Raw genomic sequence first — 13,420 nt, forward strand, 5'->3', positions numbered from 1 at the left:
TCAGGAGGGGAACGGGAGCGCGTCTTAATGCAGATTCCGCAAAAGCGCGTCACCAAATTGATAGATCATCATAAAGTGGCGGCTTTCCCCCCGCAACCTCGCCCCGGGCGACCACTTGAGGCTGCGGCGAAAGGGCCTCTGGTCTCTGGAACTGCAGGAGCACCTCTGCTAGCGCATGAACAAACCTCATTCTGCTGGACATTGACATGACCGACGCCATCCGACCGCTGATCGCGGGCAATTGGAAAATGAACGGCCTGAAAGCCCAGGCTGCTGAATTCGACGCCATGCTCAACGGGGCGGCAGACGTGGCTGGCAAGGCCGACCTGCTGGTCTGCCCGCCGGCGACCCTGGTTGCGGCGTTCGCCGAGAAGGCGCGCGGCAAGAAGGTCGCGGTCGGGGCCCAGGACTGCCACCCCAAGGCCTTCGGCGCCCACACCGGCGATATCGCCGCCGAAATGCTCGCCGATGCAGGCGCGACCGCCATCATCGTCGGCCATTCCGAGCGCCGCGCCGACCACGGGGAGGGAGACGCGCTGATCCGGCAGAAGGCCGAGGCGGCCTGGCGCGCCGGGGCCGTTGCGGTCGTCTGCATCGGCGAAACGCAGGGCCAGCGCGACGCCGGCCAGACCCTGGACATCCTGCGCGGCCAGCTCGACGGCTCGCTGCCAGAGGGCTCGACGGCGGCCAATCTGGTCGTGGCCTATGAGCCGGTCTGGGCGATCGGCACCGGGCTGACCCCCACAGCCAAGGATGTCGAGCAGATTCATGGGTTTATCCGGGAACTCCTGACCATCAGGTTCAAGGCTGAGGGCGCGACGATGCGAATCCTCTACGGCGGCTCGGTCAAGCCCTCGAACGCGGCCGAACTGATGGCGGTGAAGAACGTCAACGGGGCTCTGGTCGGCGGTGCCAGCCTGAAGGCGGCCGATTTCCTTGCGATCGCTAAGGGCTGCCCCTAGCTAAGTCCAAACCGCGGGACCGGGCCCGATCGGGGGTGGCAATGCCACCTCCGATCGTGTAACACCGCGCAACTTCAGGAAAACCCGCGAAGCGCGATCGGCCGCCGTCAGGCGCCGCCCGCTTGTGACGGAAGGATATCATGCAGACCGTTGTCATCGTCATCCACCTCATGATCGTCGCCGTCATGATCGGTGCCGTCCTGCTCCAGAAGTCGGAAGGCGGCGGCCTCGGCATGGGCGGCGGCGCGGGCTTCATGTCGAGCCGCGGCACGGCGAACCTTCTGACGCGGACCACCGCGATCCTGGCCGTCGGCTTCTTCCTCACCAGCCTGTTCCTGTCCTGGTATGCCGGTTACGACCGCAAGCCGTCGTCGATCATCGGCCAGCCCTCGCAGACCCAGCCGGCCGGCGGGTCGCCGATCGCGCCGCCGACCTCGGGCGGCATCCTGGATTCACTGAAGAAGGCTGACGAGCAGCAGCAGGCACCGGCTCCGACCGGTCCTCAGGTGCCGCGCTCGCAATAAAGCAGGGGGGCCATGCAGGGCAGTAGCTACCGTCCTGCATCAACAATCCCCATCAAGGCACTGTCATCACTCTTCGTTTCGGCTCACCCACAGGCCCGCAAAATCTTTGGGGCGGAATACGAATCGCTTTGGCGAATCGTATTTAGGGGATTAGAGGTTAAGTCCCATGGCGCGGTACATATTCATCACCGGCGGCGTGGTTTCTTCGCTCGGCAAGGGTCTGGCTTCGGCGGCACTGGGTGCCCTGCTGCAGGCCCGAGGCTACAAGGTCCGCCTCCGCAAGCTCGACCCCTATCTCAACCTCGATCCCGGAACGATGTCGCCGTATCAGCACGGCGAAGTGTTCGTGACCGATGACGGCGCGGAGACCGATCTCGATCTCGGTCACTACGAGCGCTTCACCGGCCGGCCGGCGACCAAGGCCGACAACATCACGACCGGACGCATCTACCAGGACATCATCTCCAAGGAGCGCCGCGGCGATTATCTCGGCGCGACCATCCAGGTTGTTCCGCACGTCACCAATGCCATCAAGGAATTCGTCCTCGACGGCAACGACGATTACGACTTCGTGCTGGTCGAGATCGGCGGCACCGTCGGCGACATCGAGGGCCTGCCGTTCTTCGAGGCGATCCGCCAGCTCAAGAACGAGCTGCCGCGCGATCACGCCGTCTACATCCATCTGACGCTGCTGCCCTATATTCCCAGCGCCGGTGAGCTGAAGACGAAGCCGACGCAGCACTCCGTGAAGGAGCTGCGCTCGATCGGCATCCAGCCGGACATCCTGCTCTGCCGCACCGACCGCGAGATCCCGAAGGAAGAGCGGCGCAAGCTCGGGCTGTTCTGCAACGTGCGCGAAAGCGCCGTGATCGAGGCGCGCGACGTCGACAACATCTACGCGGTCCCCGAGGCCTACCACAATGCGGGCCTCGACGACGAAGTGCTCGCTGCCTTGGGCATCGCCTCGCGGATTCCGCCGGAGCTGCGCAGCTGGCAGGAGATCAACGAGCGCATCCGCAATCCCGAGGGCAACGTCACCATCGCCATCGTCGGCAAGTACACCGGCATGAAGGATGCGTATAAGTCGCTGATCGAGGCGCTCTCGCATGGCGGCATCGCCAACAAGGTGAAGGTCAATCTGGACTGGATCGAGAGCGAGATCTTCGAGAAGGAGGATCCGGCGCCGTTCCTCGAGCACGTCAACGGCATCCTGGTGCCCGGCGGATTCGGCCAGCGCGGCGCAGAGGGCAAGATCAGGGCGGCGCAGTTCGCGCGCGAGCGCGACGTGCCGTATTTCGGCATCTGCTTCGGCATGCAGATGGCGGTGATCGAGGCCGCGCGAAACCTCGTCGGCATCGAGGACGCCAACTCCACCGAGTTCGGCCCGACCAAGGAGCCGCTGGTCGGCCTGATGACGGAATGGCTGCGCGGCAACGAGCTGGAGAAGCGCTCGCAGGCCGGCGATCTCGGCGGCACGATGCGGCTTGGCGCCTATCCGGCAACGCTCAACCGCGGCAGCCGCGTCTCGCAGGTCTATGGCGGCGCAACCGAAATCTCCGAGCGTCACCGCCATCGCTACGAGGTCAACACCGCCTACAAGGACCGCCTCGAGCAGCACGGCTTGAAGTTCTCAGGCCTCTCGCCCGACGGCGTGCTGCCTGAAATCGTCGAGTACGAGGATCACCCCTGGTTCATCGGCGTCCAGTTCCACCCCGAGCTGAAGTCGCGCCCCTTTGAGCCGCATCCGCTGTTCGCTTCGTTCATCGAGGCGGCGGCGAAGCAGAGCCGGCTGGTGTAGCCGGCTCGGTCTGCCCTGACAAAGTCTTGCTCGCACGTCCGGCTACGCGGCCGCGATGTCCATCCTGCGGCAGAAGCAAGATGCCTTGATCGGCACCTCCGCCCGCGACTGGGCGAGGTCAAGTCGCTGCTTGATCAGCGGCCTCTCGGCCTTGTCGCCACGCCGCATGAGACATTCGTGCAAGCCGTGAAGCGACCACAGATTGTCGGGATGCTGGCAGGCCCGGCTCAGCTTTCCATCCAGGCCGAGATCGGAACGGTACACTGCCTCGGCTTCCTCGATTCGTCCCTGCTCCAGCAGCAGCGCGCCGAGTGCGTGACGCGGTGGCTGCATCCATCCCCACGGCTCGTCATAGGGCAAGGCGTCGCTGAGTGCGACCGATCTGCGCAGCTCAGCGAACGCGAGGTCGTAATTGGCTTTGCGATATTCCAGTTCGCCATTCAACATGGCTTCGGCCACGCCGAGCAGGGCGACGACCTTGTTGTTGTGCACGAGCCGGCTCTCCGGCACGCGTGTCTTCGCCTGAGCGAACAACGCTTTCTCGGCTTCGGCCTCAGTGACGTGGCCAAGCGCTGAATGAGCCACCGCCTTGGCGTAGTGGATCATTGCCGTCACGGAGCAGTATAGCTCGCGATCCTCCGGTAGCTGTTGGGCAATGATGTCGTGCCATTTGCCGAAACGCACGAGAACGTGCTGCTTCATCGTCAAGTAGCCTTCCAGGAAGTCCGCCATGGGGGGCGATTGAATGCGCAGCACTGGCTCGGGCACGGTGGCAATGAGTTCCTCGGCCGCTGCGATAGCGGGGGCGTATTGACCCAGGAACATCGCGCCGTAGATGGCGAAGTGGAAGTTGTGGATGACATAGACCAGGTAGACACCCGGATCGTCCGAATAAGCGAGGAATCTGCGGTCGGTCGCCAGCGCCTTCTGATTGTAGAGCAGGACGTCGTTGTACTGCCCGCACAGCACGTCGAGATGCGTCGGCATGTGGATCAGATGGCCGCTATCGGGGGCGATCCCGCGCAGCCGGTCCCCAGCCCGCATCGCCTTTTGCGGGAAGGGCGACATCTCCATGAGGTGGACGTAGAGATGGAGCAGCCCCGGATGATTCCACGCAGCCGGCCATCGATCGAAAGCTTGTTCGAGCACGGCCCTGCATTCCTCGGTGCCAGCGCCCTTGGTGGGTTCTCCAGACTCAAGGTCCCACATCAGCCACGGCGTCTCGTTCATGATCGATTCGGCAAAGATGGCTCGGACCTCGAGATCTTCGGGATACGTGGCGAAGACCTTTCGCATCTCTCGCGTGAAGGCCTTGTCCCACGGCGCCATGTCCTCGATCGCTTCACGCTGCGGATAGCGCGCCGACAAGGCGCGGATCAGCGCTTGCTCGACCGGGCTCGCCCTCTCCGCCTGCGCGAGGGCGTCCTGCGTCGCATCGTATGATCCCGCCAGCGCCAATTGACGGCCTTGTGCGTCATAGCGGACCCAGGGCAGGTTGTAGTTGGGACCCGCGGCGTAGCCGATGCCCCAATGCGCCATCGCGCAGCTGCTATCGAACTCGAGCGCCTTGCGAAAACATTTGATCGCCTCGCCGTGGTTGAATCCGAACACCCAGTTGAGCCCTCGGTCAAACCAGAGCTGCGCATCGGGCGAAGTCGTGGTGATTTTGCGGCTGTAGGGTCCGAGATCAAAATAGGTCATTGCCTTCGCCCCCTTTGATCGCTTCGGTCGTTTTGCCGATTGCTCTCGGGCCGTCGGCGGCTGATGCGCCCTGACCGAGCCTGCACATTATCAAGAGCGCCGGCCCCGCGCTATCGAGCTATGCGCGGAACGCCATGAGGGGGCCCCGGGTGAGGCTCAAGACAGAGTTGTGGCCAGCGGGTATAACCGCCGCTCCTGCCAGGGAGGGAGCAAGAATGATCTACGAAATGCGCGTCTATCGTTGCGTGCCCGGCCGCCTACCGGCATTGCTCAAACGGTTCGAGACCGCCACGCTCAAGATTTGGGAGAAGCATGGCATCAAGCAGGCCGGGTTCTTCACCACCCTGATCGGCGAATCCAACCAGGAGCTGACCTATTTCCTCGCCTGGGACTCGCTTGCCGAGCGCGAGAAGAAGTGGGGCGCGTTCATGACCGATCCGGACTGGATGAAGGCGCGCGCCGAGAGCGAAGCCGACGGCCAGATCGTCGCCAACATCGTCAGCCAGATCCTGGCGCCGACCGCCTTCTCGGCGGTGAAGTAGCAGGCAGCGGACAGGGAACCCTGGCGCAACCCTGATATTCGGACCGTCCGGGCGGAAGAGGGTTGATCCGACCCTCGTGGCGGCTATGGTCGCGCCGAAACGAGGGATGTGCCTTGAGCTCTTCGAATTCGGCGGCGCCGGTCGTCACCATCGGCAGGGTCAAATTCGGCAATGATTTGCCGATCTCGGTCATTGCTGGGCCCTGCCAGCTCGAGAGCCGCCAGCATGCGCTGGAGGTCGCCTCCGCGCTGAAGGAGATCGCGGAGCGGCTGAACATCGGCCTCGTCTACAAGACCTCGTTCGACAAGGCCAATCGCACCAGCGCGGCGGCGGCGCGCGGGCTGGGTCTTGCGCCGTCGCTGCCGATCTTCGCGGAAATCCGATCCTCGCTCGGCTTGCCTGTTCTGACCGACGTGCACGAAGCCACGCAATGCGCCGAGGTGGCGCAGGCTGTGGACATCCTGCAGATTCCAGCCTTTCTGTGCCGGCAGACCGATCTGCTGCTGGCGGCGGCCGCGACCGGCAAGGTCGTCAACGTCAAGAAGGGCCAGTTCCTGGCACCCTGGGACATGGCCAACGTCGTGACCAAGATCACCAGCGCTGGCAATTCCAACGTGCTCGTCACCGAGCGTGGCGCCTCGTTCGGCTACAACACGCTCGTCTCCGACATGCGCGCGCTGCCGATCCTGGCGCGCACCACCGGCGCGCCCGTGATCTTCGACGCCACTCATTCGGTGCAGCAGCCGGGCGGGAAGGGGACGTCCTCGGGCGGCGAGCGCGAATTCGTCCCGGTGCTGGCGCGTGCAGCTGTCGCGGTCGGCGTTGCCGGCGTCTTCATCGAGACCCATCCCGATCCCGATCGCGCGCCGTCCGACGGTCCCAACATGGTACCGCTGCGCGACTTCGAGGGGCTCATCGCCCGGCTGATGGCGTTCGACGCGCTGGCAAAGAATCCGCGCTGATGCAGCAGAGCGAGGCGCGGCCGCAAGATCACGGCTTGCCGACGGCGCTTTACGTCATCTCAGGCGCAAGCTTTGCCGCTGCCTTGTCGGCCCGCGCGCTCGATCCGGTGCTGCCGCACGTCGCCGAGGATTTTGGCGTCAGCATCGCGACCGCCGCGGGCTTTGCCGCGGTGTTCGCCTTCACCTTCTCGATCATCCAGCCGATCATCGGGGCCGCCGCCGACCTGTTCGGCAAGACCCGGCTGATGATCGGCTGCCTCGCGCTGCTCGGCTTCGCGAACATCCTGGGCGCATTCTCGACGTCGTTCTCGGTTCTGTTCGCAACTCGCATCCTCGCGGGCATCGGCTCCGGCGGCGTATTTCCGGTGGCGCTCAGCCTGACCAGCGATCTCGTCGGTCCCGAGAAACGCCAGGTTGCGATCAGCCGCACGCTCGCCGGCGCCATGACGGGCAATCTGCTCGGCGCCTCGGCCTCAGGCCTGATCGGTGATTTCCTCGGCTGGCGCGGCGTGCTGGCGGTGCTCGGTGTCCTCGTGATCATCGCATCGATCGCGGTCGCGGCCGGCTTTCGTGGCGCCAAGGTCAAGCATCCGCCGAAGACGAGCCTGTCGGCGTTGAAGGCCGGCTATCGCACTATCTTCACCAACCCGAATGCCTATGTCTGCTATTCGGCGGTGTTCATCGAAGGCTGCTGCGTGCTCGGCCTGTTTCCTTACATCGCTTCGTTCCTGTTCGAGCTCGGCCAGACCTCGCTATCGATCGCCGGCATCGTCATCGCCGGCTTTGCGGTCGGCGGCCTGTTCTACACGCTGACGGTGTCGCGCCTGCTGCCTTGGCTCGGCGTGAAGGGCATGATGATCGCAGGGATGACGCTGGTGGCCTCACAGCTCATCGCCGTCGCCTTCGGTCCACGCTGGGAAGTGCAGGCGCTGAATCTCGTCGTGATGGGCTGGGGCTTCTACATCGCCCATGGCTGTCTCCAGGTCTTCGCCAGCGAGCTCTCGGTCGAGGCGCGCGCCACGGCAATGTCGCTGCATTCGTTCTTCTTCTTCATGGGACAGACGGTGGGACCGCTCGCCTATGGCTTCGGGCTTCAGCATGCCGGCAAGATGGCGACCCTGTCTTCGAGCGCCGCGATCATGGTGCTGCTCGGCCTCGTCTGCGCGCGGCTGCTCAAGCAGCGGGCGCCGTCAGACGCCCGCGTCTGAGGCCGCGTCCGGAAGAAGCGCCCTCTCAAAAAGCTTCGCGAGCGGTCTTTGTGGCGCTCAGGCGCCCGCGTGGGCCTCCTGCCAGAGGTCAAGCACCTCGTGACGCGTAATGCCACGGGTGATGAACACGATGCGCGAACGGCGGTCGGCAGCATGGGGCCATTTTGCAAGCGCCACCGGCGGATGGAAGACGTGGTGGACGCCATGAACCGCGACCGGCGTCTCTTCATCGCGAAGATTCAAGATGCCCTTGACCCGCAAGAGGTCCTCGCCCCGGGTGGCGCGCAGATGCGCGAGCCAGCGCGATACGGCCATCCAGTCAAGGGGATCGTCGAATGCGATCATGAAGTTAAGGATCGATGCATCGTGGCTATGATGCTCGTGATGGGCATGACCGTCATCATGATGGGGGCCGCTCTCATGTGCAGCCTTGGCGGCGTCGGCGAACGCCTGCTCGTTGAGCCAGCGCTCGATATCGGCTGTCTTCTTTTCGGGGTCAATGAGGGCTGCGCCGAACAGCTGAGCCGGATCGACATCGCCATGCGCCACGTTCTCGATCCTGGCGCTGGGATTGAGCCGACGAAGCCGCAAGTCCAGTGCGTCAGTATCATTGACCAAATCGCGTTTGGTGATCAGCAGCCGGTCAGCGAGCGCGACCTGCTTCACCGCCTCGTATTGGCGGTCGAGCTGCCGCGCAGCATTGACCGCGTCGACGGTCGTCACCACGGTGTCGAGCCGCAGGAAATGCGAGACCAAGGGGTTGTTCAGCAGCAGCTGAGCGATGGGAGCGGGATCAGCCAACCCCGTCGTCTCGACCAAAATCCTGCGGAACGCCGGTACCTCGCCACGATCGCGGCGCACCAGCAGCGCGCGCAGGGTTTCTTCCAGATCGCTTCGAATAGTGCAGCAAATACAACCACTCGCAAGCACGGCGACTTCGCCGTCCACGCGTTCCACGAGGAGGTGGTCGAGGCTGACCTCGCCATATTCGTTGATGACGACGGCGCTGTCCTTCATCGCGTCGTGGCGCAGCAGGCGGTTGAGCAGTGTGGTCTTGCCGCTGCCAAGAAAGCCGGTGATCAGTGACACCGGAGTCCGCTCGGCGGATTTGTCGCTCTCGAACAGGCTCATCGGCGTCCTCAACCCTGGTCTTATTTTTGTCGCTGGACAACAGCCTAATGGAGGACGAGCATTCCGAAAACAGGATCTTAAGCCCGATCTTAGCGGGCACACCCCGGGAGGAAGCGATGGACGATACCAAAGGCGATGAAGAGAAGGGCGGTGCGGCGACCGATCGGCGGACCTTGCTCCGCACGGCAGGCCTTGCTGGTGCGGCCGGGGCGGCATTCGCAGGTGCGATGCACGGCAAGTTCTCACTTGCACCGATCACCGCGGCCCAAGCCCAAACCCCGGCGATGCCAAAGGGCGTGGACAAGCCTTGGTGGCCCTCGAAATGGGGCAAGGACGACGAGGCTGGCGCGTCGAACCACATCACGCCGGCGAAGGTTCTCGATGCCGTGAAGTGGATCAAGGATGGCAAGATCTACAAGATCGGCCGCGTTTACGAGCAAGGCATGCCGTTGTTCGGCGCCCGCGCATTCTCGTTGCGCATTCCCGGCGGGCCGACTGGCGGCCCGTTCGGCGACAACAAGCTCGTCTATCACGACGAGTTTCTCGCCACCGAAATCGGCCAGACCGGCACACAATTCGACGGACTCGGCCATATCGGTATCCAGTTGGGCAAGGACGGCGACAAGAGCGAGATGCGCTTCTACAACGGCTTCACTGCCGCTGAGATCGGCGACGCCTACGGCCTGAAGAAGCTTGGCACCGAGAAGCTCAAGCCGCTGTTCACACGCGCCCACCTGATCGATATGGTCGCGCTGAAGGGCGGCATGATGGATGCGGGCCAAGAGATCACCTCAGCCGATATCAAGGCGGCGCTAGCGAAGCAAAGCATCGCGGAGAGCGACATCAAGCCAGGCGATGCGATCATGTTCCACACCGGCTGGGGCTCCCTGTGGATGAAGAACAATGATCGCTACAATAGCGGCGAGCCTGGGATCGGCCTCGATGCCGCGAAGTGGATCATCGAGAAGGATCTCGCGCTGACTGCGGCCGACACTTGGGCGGTCGAAGTGGTGCCCAATCCCGACAAGTCGCTCGCTTTCGCGGTTCATTCCGAATTGCAGACCAAGCACGGCATTCTCAACCACGAGAACCTGATCTTCGACGAGTTGATTGCCGACAAGAAGTACCAGTTCGTCTACTGCTTCACGCCATCGCCGATCAAAGGCGCGACCGGCAGCAATGGCTGCCCGATCGCGATCACCTGAGGCGGATGAAAAAGCGTGTGGGCGGGACGTCCCCGCCCACCGCGCGAGCTGCGGAGCGGCGTGCGGCTCGCCTCGCATGGTCCCGGCATGGAATTCGGCGAGATGGCGATCCTGGAGCACAGCCGCAGCGCCGACGTCTTCGCCGACACGCCCGTCACCTGCCTCGAACTGCCGCTCGACAGCTTTGCCGATTACCGCCGGCTGCACCCGGAAACGTCGTTGAAGATCGTGCGCAATCTTGCCGCCATCCTGGCGCGGCGGCTGGTGCTTGCGAATGCCAAGGTGGATTTGCTGAGCGCCTACTGACTATACCGAGACATTGTTTTTCGTTCCCCTGATGCGACGCAGCGCGCCGCACTTGCGGCGTGGTGCGTTGCTGATCCGGGGTCCGGAATTCGTGGCGCTCGGTCCCGGCTGTGCGGGGCGCAGCGTTTCGCGCTGCACCTTGCGCGGAACACGGGTGGGGGCTGTCTCACTTCGTCCACGTCACACTGGGCGGAGGAGGCTAGCTCGCGCAGCTCCTGCGATACTCAGCCGGCGTGACGTTCATGTGTCTGCGGAAAATCCGATTAAGATGGCTTTGATCGGAAAATCCGCTCAAGAGCGCAATTTCCTTCAGGGCGAGCCGATCCTTGCGCAGATGTTGGCGGGCGCGCTCCACCTTGCGGCTCAGGACATAGGCATGCGGCCGCATGCCATAGTGCACCTGGAACTTGCGCGCGAACTGCACCGGCGAGCAGTTGCAGATGTTGGCTAGCTCCTCGAGCGTAATGTTCCTGGAGATGTTCTGTTCGACATAGTCCTCGATCAGCCTTGCATGCGCTGGCCTGAAGCGCCCCTGCGAGCAGGGCAGCTTGAATTCAACCGAGGCGCATTTTCGCAAGATGTGCACGCTCGCCTGAAGTGCCAGCGCATCGTAGCAGAGCCGGCCGCCCGGGCCGCCTTCGGACACTTCCTGCACCATCCGGTCGCCGATCCAGGTCAGCACCGGATCTTCGATCCTGAGCAGATCGTGGAGTTCGACGCCTTCTGACTCGCGGTCGAATGCCTCGCTCGCGGTCTTCGTCATCAGGCTCGGCGAGATGTAGAAATGGCTGACTTCGAGGTCGTTGCTCCAGCGCCAGTTCGAAGGCTCCGCACGTGTCAGCAGGGTTGTGACACCGCGTCCGACGTGATCCTGCTTCCACGCGCCGGTCACACGGCGGTTCATTGACGTGGTGCCTTCGCGATAGACGACGATCAGGAAATTCTCGGACGGCGGCACCCAGATGTCGGACGGCGCATAGCGGAAGACGCGCAACCGAAAGTCAGCCTTGCCCACGGCGGAACTGTCCAGCATCAATTGGCCGGGAGCGTAGCGGGGGAGCTCCTCAACCGTGATTAATTGGCCCATCGCGCGCGACTCCTTCCCTGATTCTAAGGCGCGGTTGACCGCTTCTGCTTCTCATTGGCCGAACGGCGGAGACGAGCATAAGCCGGTTTTGCCATTTGCCAAGCGAGCCGCGTTGCCGAACTGCAGAACCGGCAACGGACGTCCGGCTTCGTTCAAAGAATTGTCCGATTTGTTCAAGCTCCAGCCGCCGGAATACTCATAGCTTCCCCCGTCCCGCACTGATGGGATCAACAATGACGCGCTGCACCACCATCCGATCGTATGACGGATGGGGAAGGTCGTGCGCACTCAAAAATCACCGAGGAGGAAGAAATGGCGGAAGCCCTGACCAAATCCAATGGAAGCAACGGTTCGCATGGACCAGCGAGATTCGATGCCGTGGTTGTCGGAGCCGGCGTCGCCGGGCTCTATCAACTCTATCGTCTGCGCGAGCAGGGATTGAGCGTCAGGGGGATCGACGCCGCGTCAGGCGTAGGCGGCACGTGGTATTGGAATCGATATCCCGGCGCGCGCTTCGACTCCGAGGCCTACATCTATCAGTATCTTTTCTCCGAGGAGCTCTACAAGGATTGGAGCTGGAGCGAGAAGTTTCCGGGCCAGCCCGAAATCGAGCGCTGGATGAACTACGTCGCCGACCGTCTCGATCTGCGCAAGGACATCCAGTTCAGTACGACGGTCAAGAGCGCGCACTTCAACGAGGCCACGCAGCGCTGGCTGGTCACGACCGACCGGGGCGACGTGATCGACACCCAGTTTCTGGTCACCTGCTGCGGCATGCTGTCGGCTCCCTACGTATCCTTTCCTGGGCAGGAGACTTTCAAGGGACGGTTGTTCCATACGGCGCGCTGGCCGGAGCAGCCTGTCGACCTCGCAGGCAAGCGCGTCGGAGTCATCGGCAACGGTGCGACCGGCATCCAGGTCATCCAGACGATCGCCGGCGATGTCGGCCATCTCAAGGTGTTCATCCGGACGCCGCAATACATCATCCCGATGAAGAATCCGAAATTTGGGGCCGCGGAGGTCGAGGACTACAAGTCGAGATTCAAGTCACTCACCGAACGCCTGCCGCGCACATTCACCGGCTTTGAATACGACTTCGAGCACGCCTGGGCAGACCTCACGCCGGAGCGCCGCCGCGCGGTGATCGAGGCCTGCTGGAATGACGGTTCTCTGAAGCTATGGATATCCTCGTTCGCCGAGCTGTTCTTCGACCCGGAGGTCAATGCCGAGATCTCCGAATTCGTGCGCGGGAAGATGCGCGAGCGGCTCGAGGATCCGAAACTGTGCGATGCGTTGATTCCTGCCGATTATGGCTTCGGAACGCACCGTGTGCCGCTCGAGCAGAACTTCCTCGAGGCCTTCCATCGCCCCAACGTCGAGATCGTCAGCGTCAAGAGCAATCCGATCGATCGCGTCACGCCCACTGGTATTCAGACCGCTGACGGTACGGTCCATGAGCTGGATGTCATTATCCTAGCGACCGGCTTCGACGCCGGCACCGGTGCCTTGACGCGCATCGATATCAGGGGCCGCGACGGCCGATCGCTGAGGGAGGACTGGGGCAGGGACATCCGCACCACGATGGGCCTGCAGGTTCACGGCTATCCCAACCTGTTCACGACCGCCGTTCCGCTCGCTCCATCGGCTGCGCTGTGCAACATGACCACGTGCCTGCAGCAGCAGGTCGAATGGATCGATGACTGCATCAAGTACATGCGCAGCAAGGATCTGAAGGTGGTCGAGCCGACAAAGGACGCCCAGGACAGCTGGGTGGCCCATCACGATGAGATCGCAAACGCGACGCTGATCGCGAAAACCAATTCCTGGTACCTGGGCTCGAACGTCGAAGGCAAGCCGCGCCGTGTCCTGTCGTACTGCGGCGGCGTCGGCGCGTATCGACAGAAGTGCGACGAGGTCGCGGTGAACGGTTACGAGGGCTTCGCGATGCAATGAGCGCTCGCGACGCGAGCGTCGACCACATCAAACAATCCAGC

Annotated in this window: 12 protein-coding genes; 9 read left to right on the forward strand and 3 right to left on the reverse strand. The window is 63.3% G+C overall.

Annotated features, from left to right (window positions below; all coding sequences use genetic code 11):
- Positions 1 to 206: 206 nt before the first annotated feature.
- From tpiA to pyrG, 3 genes are all read left to right on the forward strand, one after another.
- Positions 207 to 962, forward strand: coding sequence for a triose-phosphate isomerase (gene tpiA, locus XF30_RS19950; RefSeq protein ID WP_109143636.1), 756 nt, complete (start codon positions 207 to 209; stop codon positions 960 to 962).
- A 140-nt stretch (positions 963 to 1,102) separates the two neighbouring features.
- A complete protein-coding gene (gene secG / locus XF30_RS19955; protein ID WP_036009912.1) occupies positions 1,103 to 1,486 on the forward strand; it encodes a preprotein translocase subunit SecG in 384 nt (127 codons plus the stop codon).
- A gap of 166 nt (positions 1,487 to 1,652) precedes the next feature.
- Entirely contained in the window at positions 1,653 to 3,284 is a 1,632-nt protein-coding gene (gene pyrG / locus XF30_RS19960; RefSeq protein ID WP_109143637.1) for a CTP synthase, read from the forward strand.
- 42 nt (positions 3,285 to 3,326) lie between these two features.
- On the opposite strand, the gene XF30_RS19965 is transcribed toward pyrG, so the two are convergent.
- Positions 3,327 to 4,742 carry a tetratricopeptide repeat protein gene (locus tag XF30_RS19965; protein ID WP_204524512.1) on the reverse strand — a complete coding sequence of 472 codons (1,416 nt, stop codon included), beginning with the start codon at positions 4,740 to 4,742 and terminating at the stop codon, positions 3,327 to 3,329.
- 458 nt (positions 4,743 to 5,200) lie between these two features.
- On the opposite strand from XF30_RS19965, the gene XF30_RS19970 reads away from it, so the two are divergent.
- From XF30_RS19970 to XF30_RS19980, 3 genes are all read left to right on the forward strand, one after another.
- A complete protein-coding gene (locus XF30_RS19970) occupies positions 5,201 to 5,527 on the forward strand; it encodes an NIPSNAP family protein (protein ID WP_057030503.1) in 327 nt (108 codons plus the stop codon).
- Between the two features lie 113 nt (positions 5,528 to 5,640).
- Positions 5,641 to 6,489, forward strand: coding sequence for a 3-deoxy-8-phosphooctulonate synthase (gene kdsA / locus XF30_RS19975; protein ID WP_109143639.1), 849 nt, complete (start codon positions 5,641 to 5,643; stop codon positions 6,487 to 6,489).
- A complete protein-coding gene (locus XF30_RS19980; protein ID WP_057030505.1) occupies positions 6,489 to 7,697 on the forward strand; it encodes an MFS transporter in 1,209 nt (402 codons plus the stop codon). The genes kdsA and XF30_RS19980 overlap by 1 nt, the downstream gene beginning before the upstream one ends.
- 57 nt (positions 7,698 to 7,754) lie before the next feature.
- Here XF30_RS19980 and XF30_RS19985 read toward each other — a convergent pair whose 3' ends face one another.
- Entirely contained in the window at positions 7,755 to 8,828 is a 1,074-nt protein-coding gene (locus tag XF30_RS19985; RefSeq protein ID WP_109143640.1) for a CobW family GTP-binding protein, read from the reverse strand.
- Between the two features lie 116 nt (positions 8,829 to 8,944).
- Between XF30_RS19985 and XF30_RS19990 the strand changes: the two genes are divergently transcribed.
- Together XF30_RS19990 and XF30_RS19995 are read left to right on the forward strand one after the other, a co-directional pair.
- Positions 8,945 to 10,033, forward strand: a complete 1,089-nt coding sequence (locus XF30_RS19990; protein WP_036025182.1) for a cyclase family protein — start codon at positions 8,945 to 8,947, stop codon at positions 10,031 to 10,033.
- Positions 10,034 to 10,093: 60 nt separating this feature from the next.
- Positions 10,094 to 10,339, forward strand: coding sequence for a cyclic nucleotide-binding domain-containing protein (locus XF30_RS19995; RefSeq protein WP_225140012.1), 246 nt, complete (start codon positions 10,094 to 10,096; stop codon positions 10,337 to 10,339).
- Between the two features lie 199 nt (positions 10,340 to 10,538).
- On the opposite strand, the gene XF30_RS20000 is transcribed toward XF30_RS19995, so the two are convergent.
- A complete protein-coding gene (locus XF30_RS20000; protein ID WP_109143641.1) occupies positions 10,539 to 11,426 on the reverse strand; it encodes a helix-turn-helix domain-containing protein in 888 nt (295 codons plus the stop codon).
- Positions 11,427 to 11,738: 312 nt separating this feature from the next.
- On the opposite strand from XF30_RS20000, the gene XF30_RS20005 reads away from it, so the two are divergent.
- A complete protein-coding gene (locus tag XF30_RS20005; RefSeq protein ID WP_036009884.1) occupies positions 11,739 to 13,379 on the forward strand; it encodes a flavin-containing monooxygenase in 1,641 nt (546 codons plus the stop codon).
- Positions 13,380 to 13,420 lie beyond the last annotated feature (41 nt).

This window comes from Bradyrhizobium sp. SUTN9-2, assembly GCF_003122645.1.
Classification (GTDB): Bacteria; Pseudomonadota; Alphaproteobacteria; order Rhizobiales; family Xanthobacteraceae; genus Bradyrhizobium; species Bradyrhizobium yuanmingense.

Coding starts and splice junctions, on each gene's coding strand:
- tpiA (WP_109143636.1), top strand. CDS start 207: ATGACCGACGCCATCCGACCGCTGATCGCGGGCAATTGGAAAATGAAC.
- secG (WP_036009912.1), top strand. CDS start 1,103: ATGCAGACCGTTGTCATCGTCATCCACCTCATGATCGTCGCCGTCATG.
- pyrG (WP_109143637.1), top strand. CDS start 1,653: ATGGCGCGGTACATATTCATCACCGGCGGCGTGGTTTCTTCGCTCGGC.
- XF30_RS19970 (WP_057030503.1), top strand. CDS start 5,201: ATGATCTACGAAATGCGCGTCTATCGTTGCGTGCCCGGCCGCCTACCG.
- XF30_RS19980 (WP_057030505.1), top strand. CDS start 6,489: ATGCAGCAGAGCGAGGCGCGGCCGCAAGATCACGGCTTGCCGACGGCG.
- XF30_RS19985 (WP_109143640.1), bottom strand. CDS start 8,828: ATGAGCCTGTTCGAGAGCGACAAATCCGCCGAGCGGACTCCGGTGTCA.
- XF30_RS19990 (WP_036025182.1), top strand. CDS start 8,945: ATGGACGATACCAAAGGCGATGAAGAGAAGGGCGGTGCGGCGACCGAT.
- XF30_RS20000 (WP_109143641.1), bottom strand. CDS start 11,426: ATGGGCCAATTAATCACGGTTGAGGAGCTCCCCCGCTACGCTCCCGGC.
- XF30_RS20005 (WP_036009884.1), top strand. CDS start 11,739: ATGGCGGAAGCCCTGACCAAATCCAATGGAAGCAACGGTTCGCATGGA.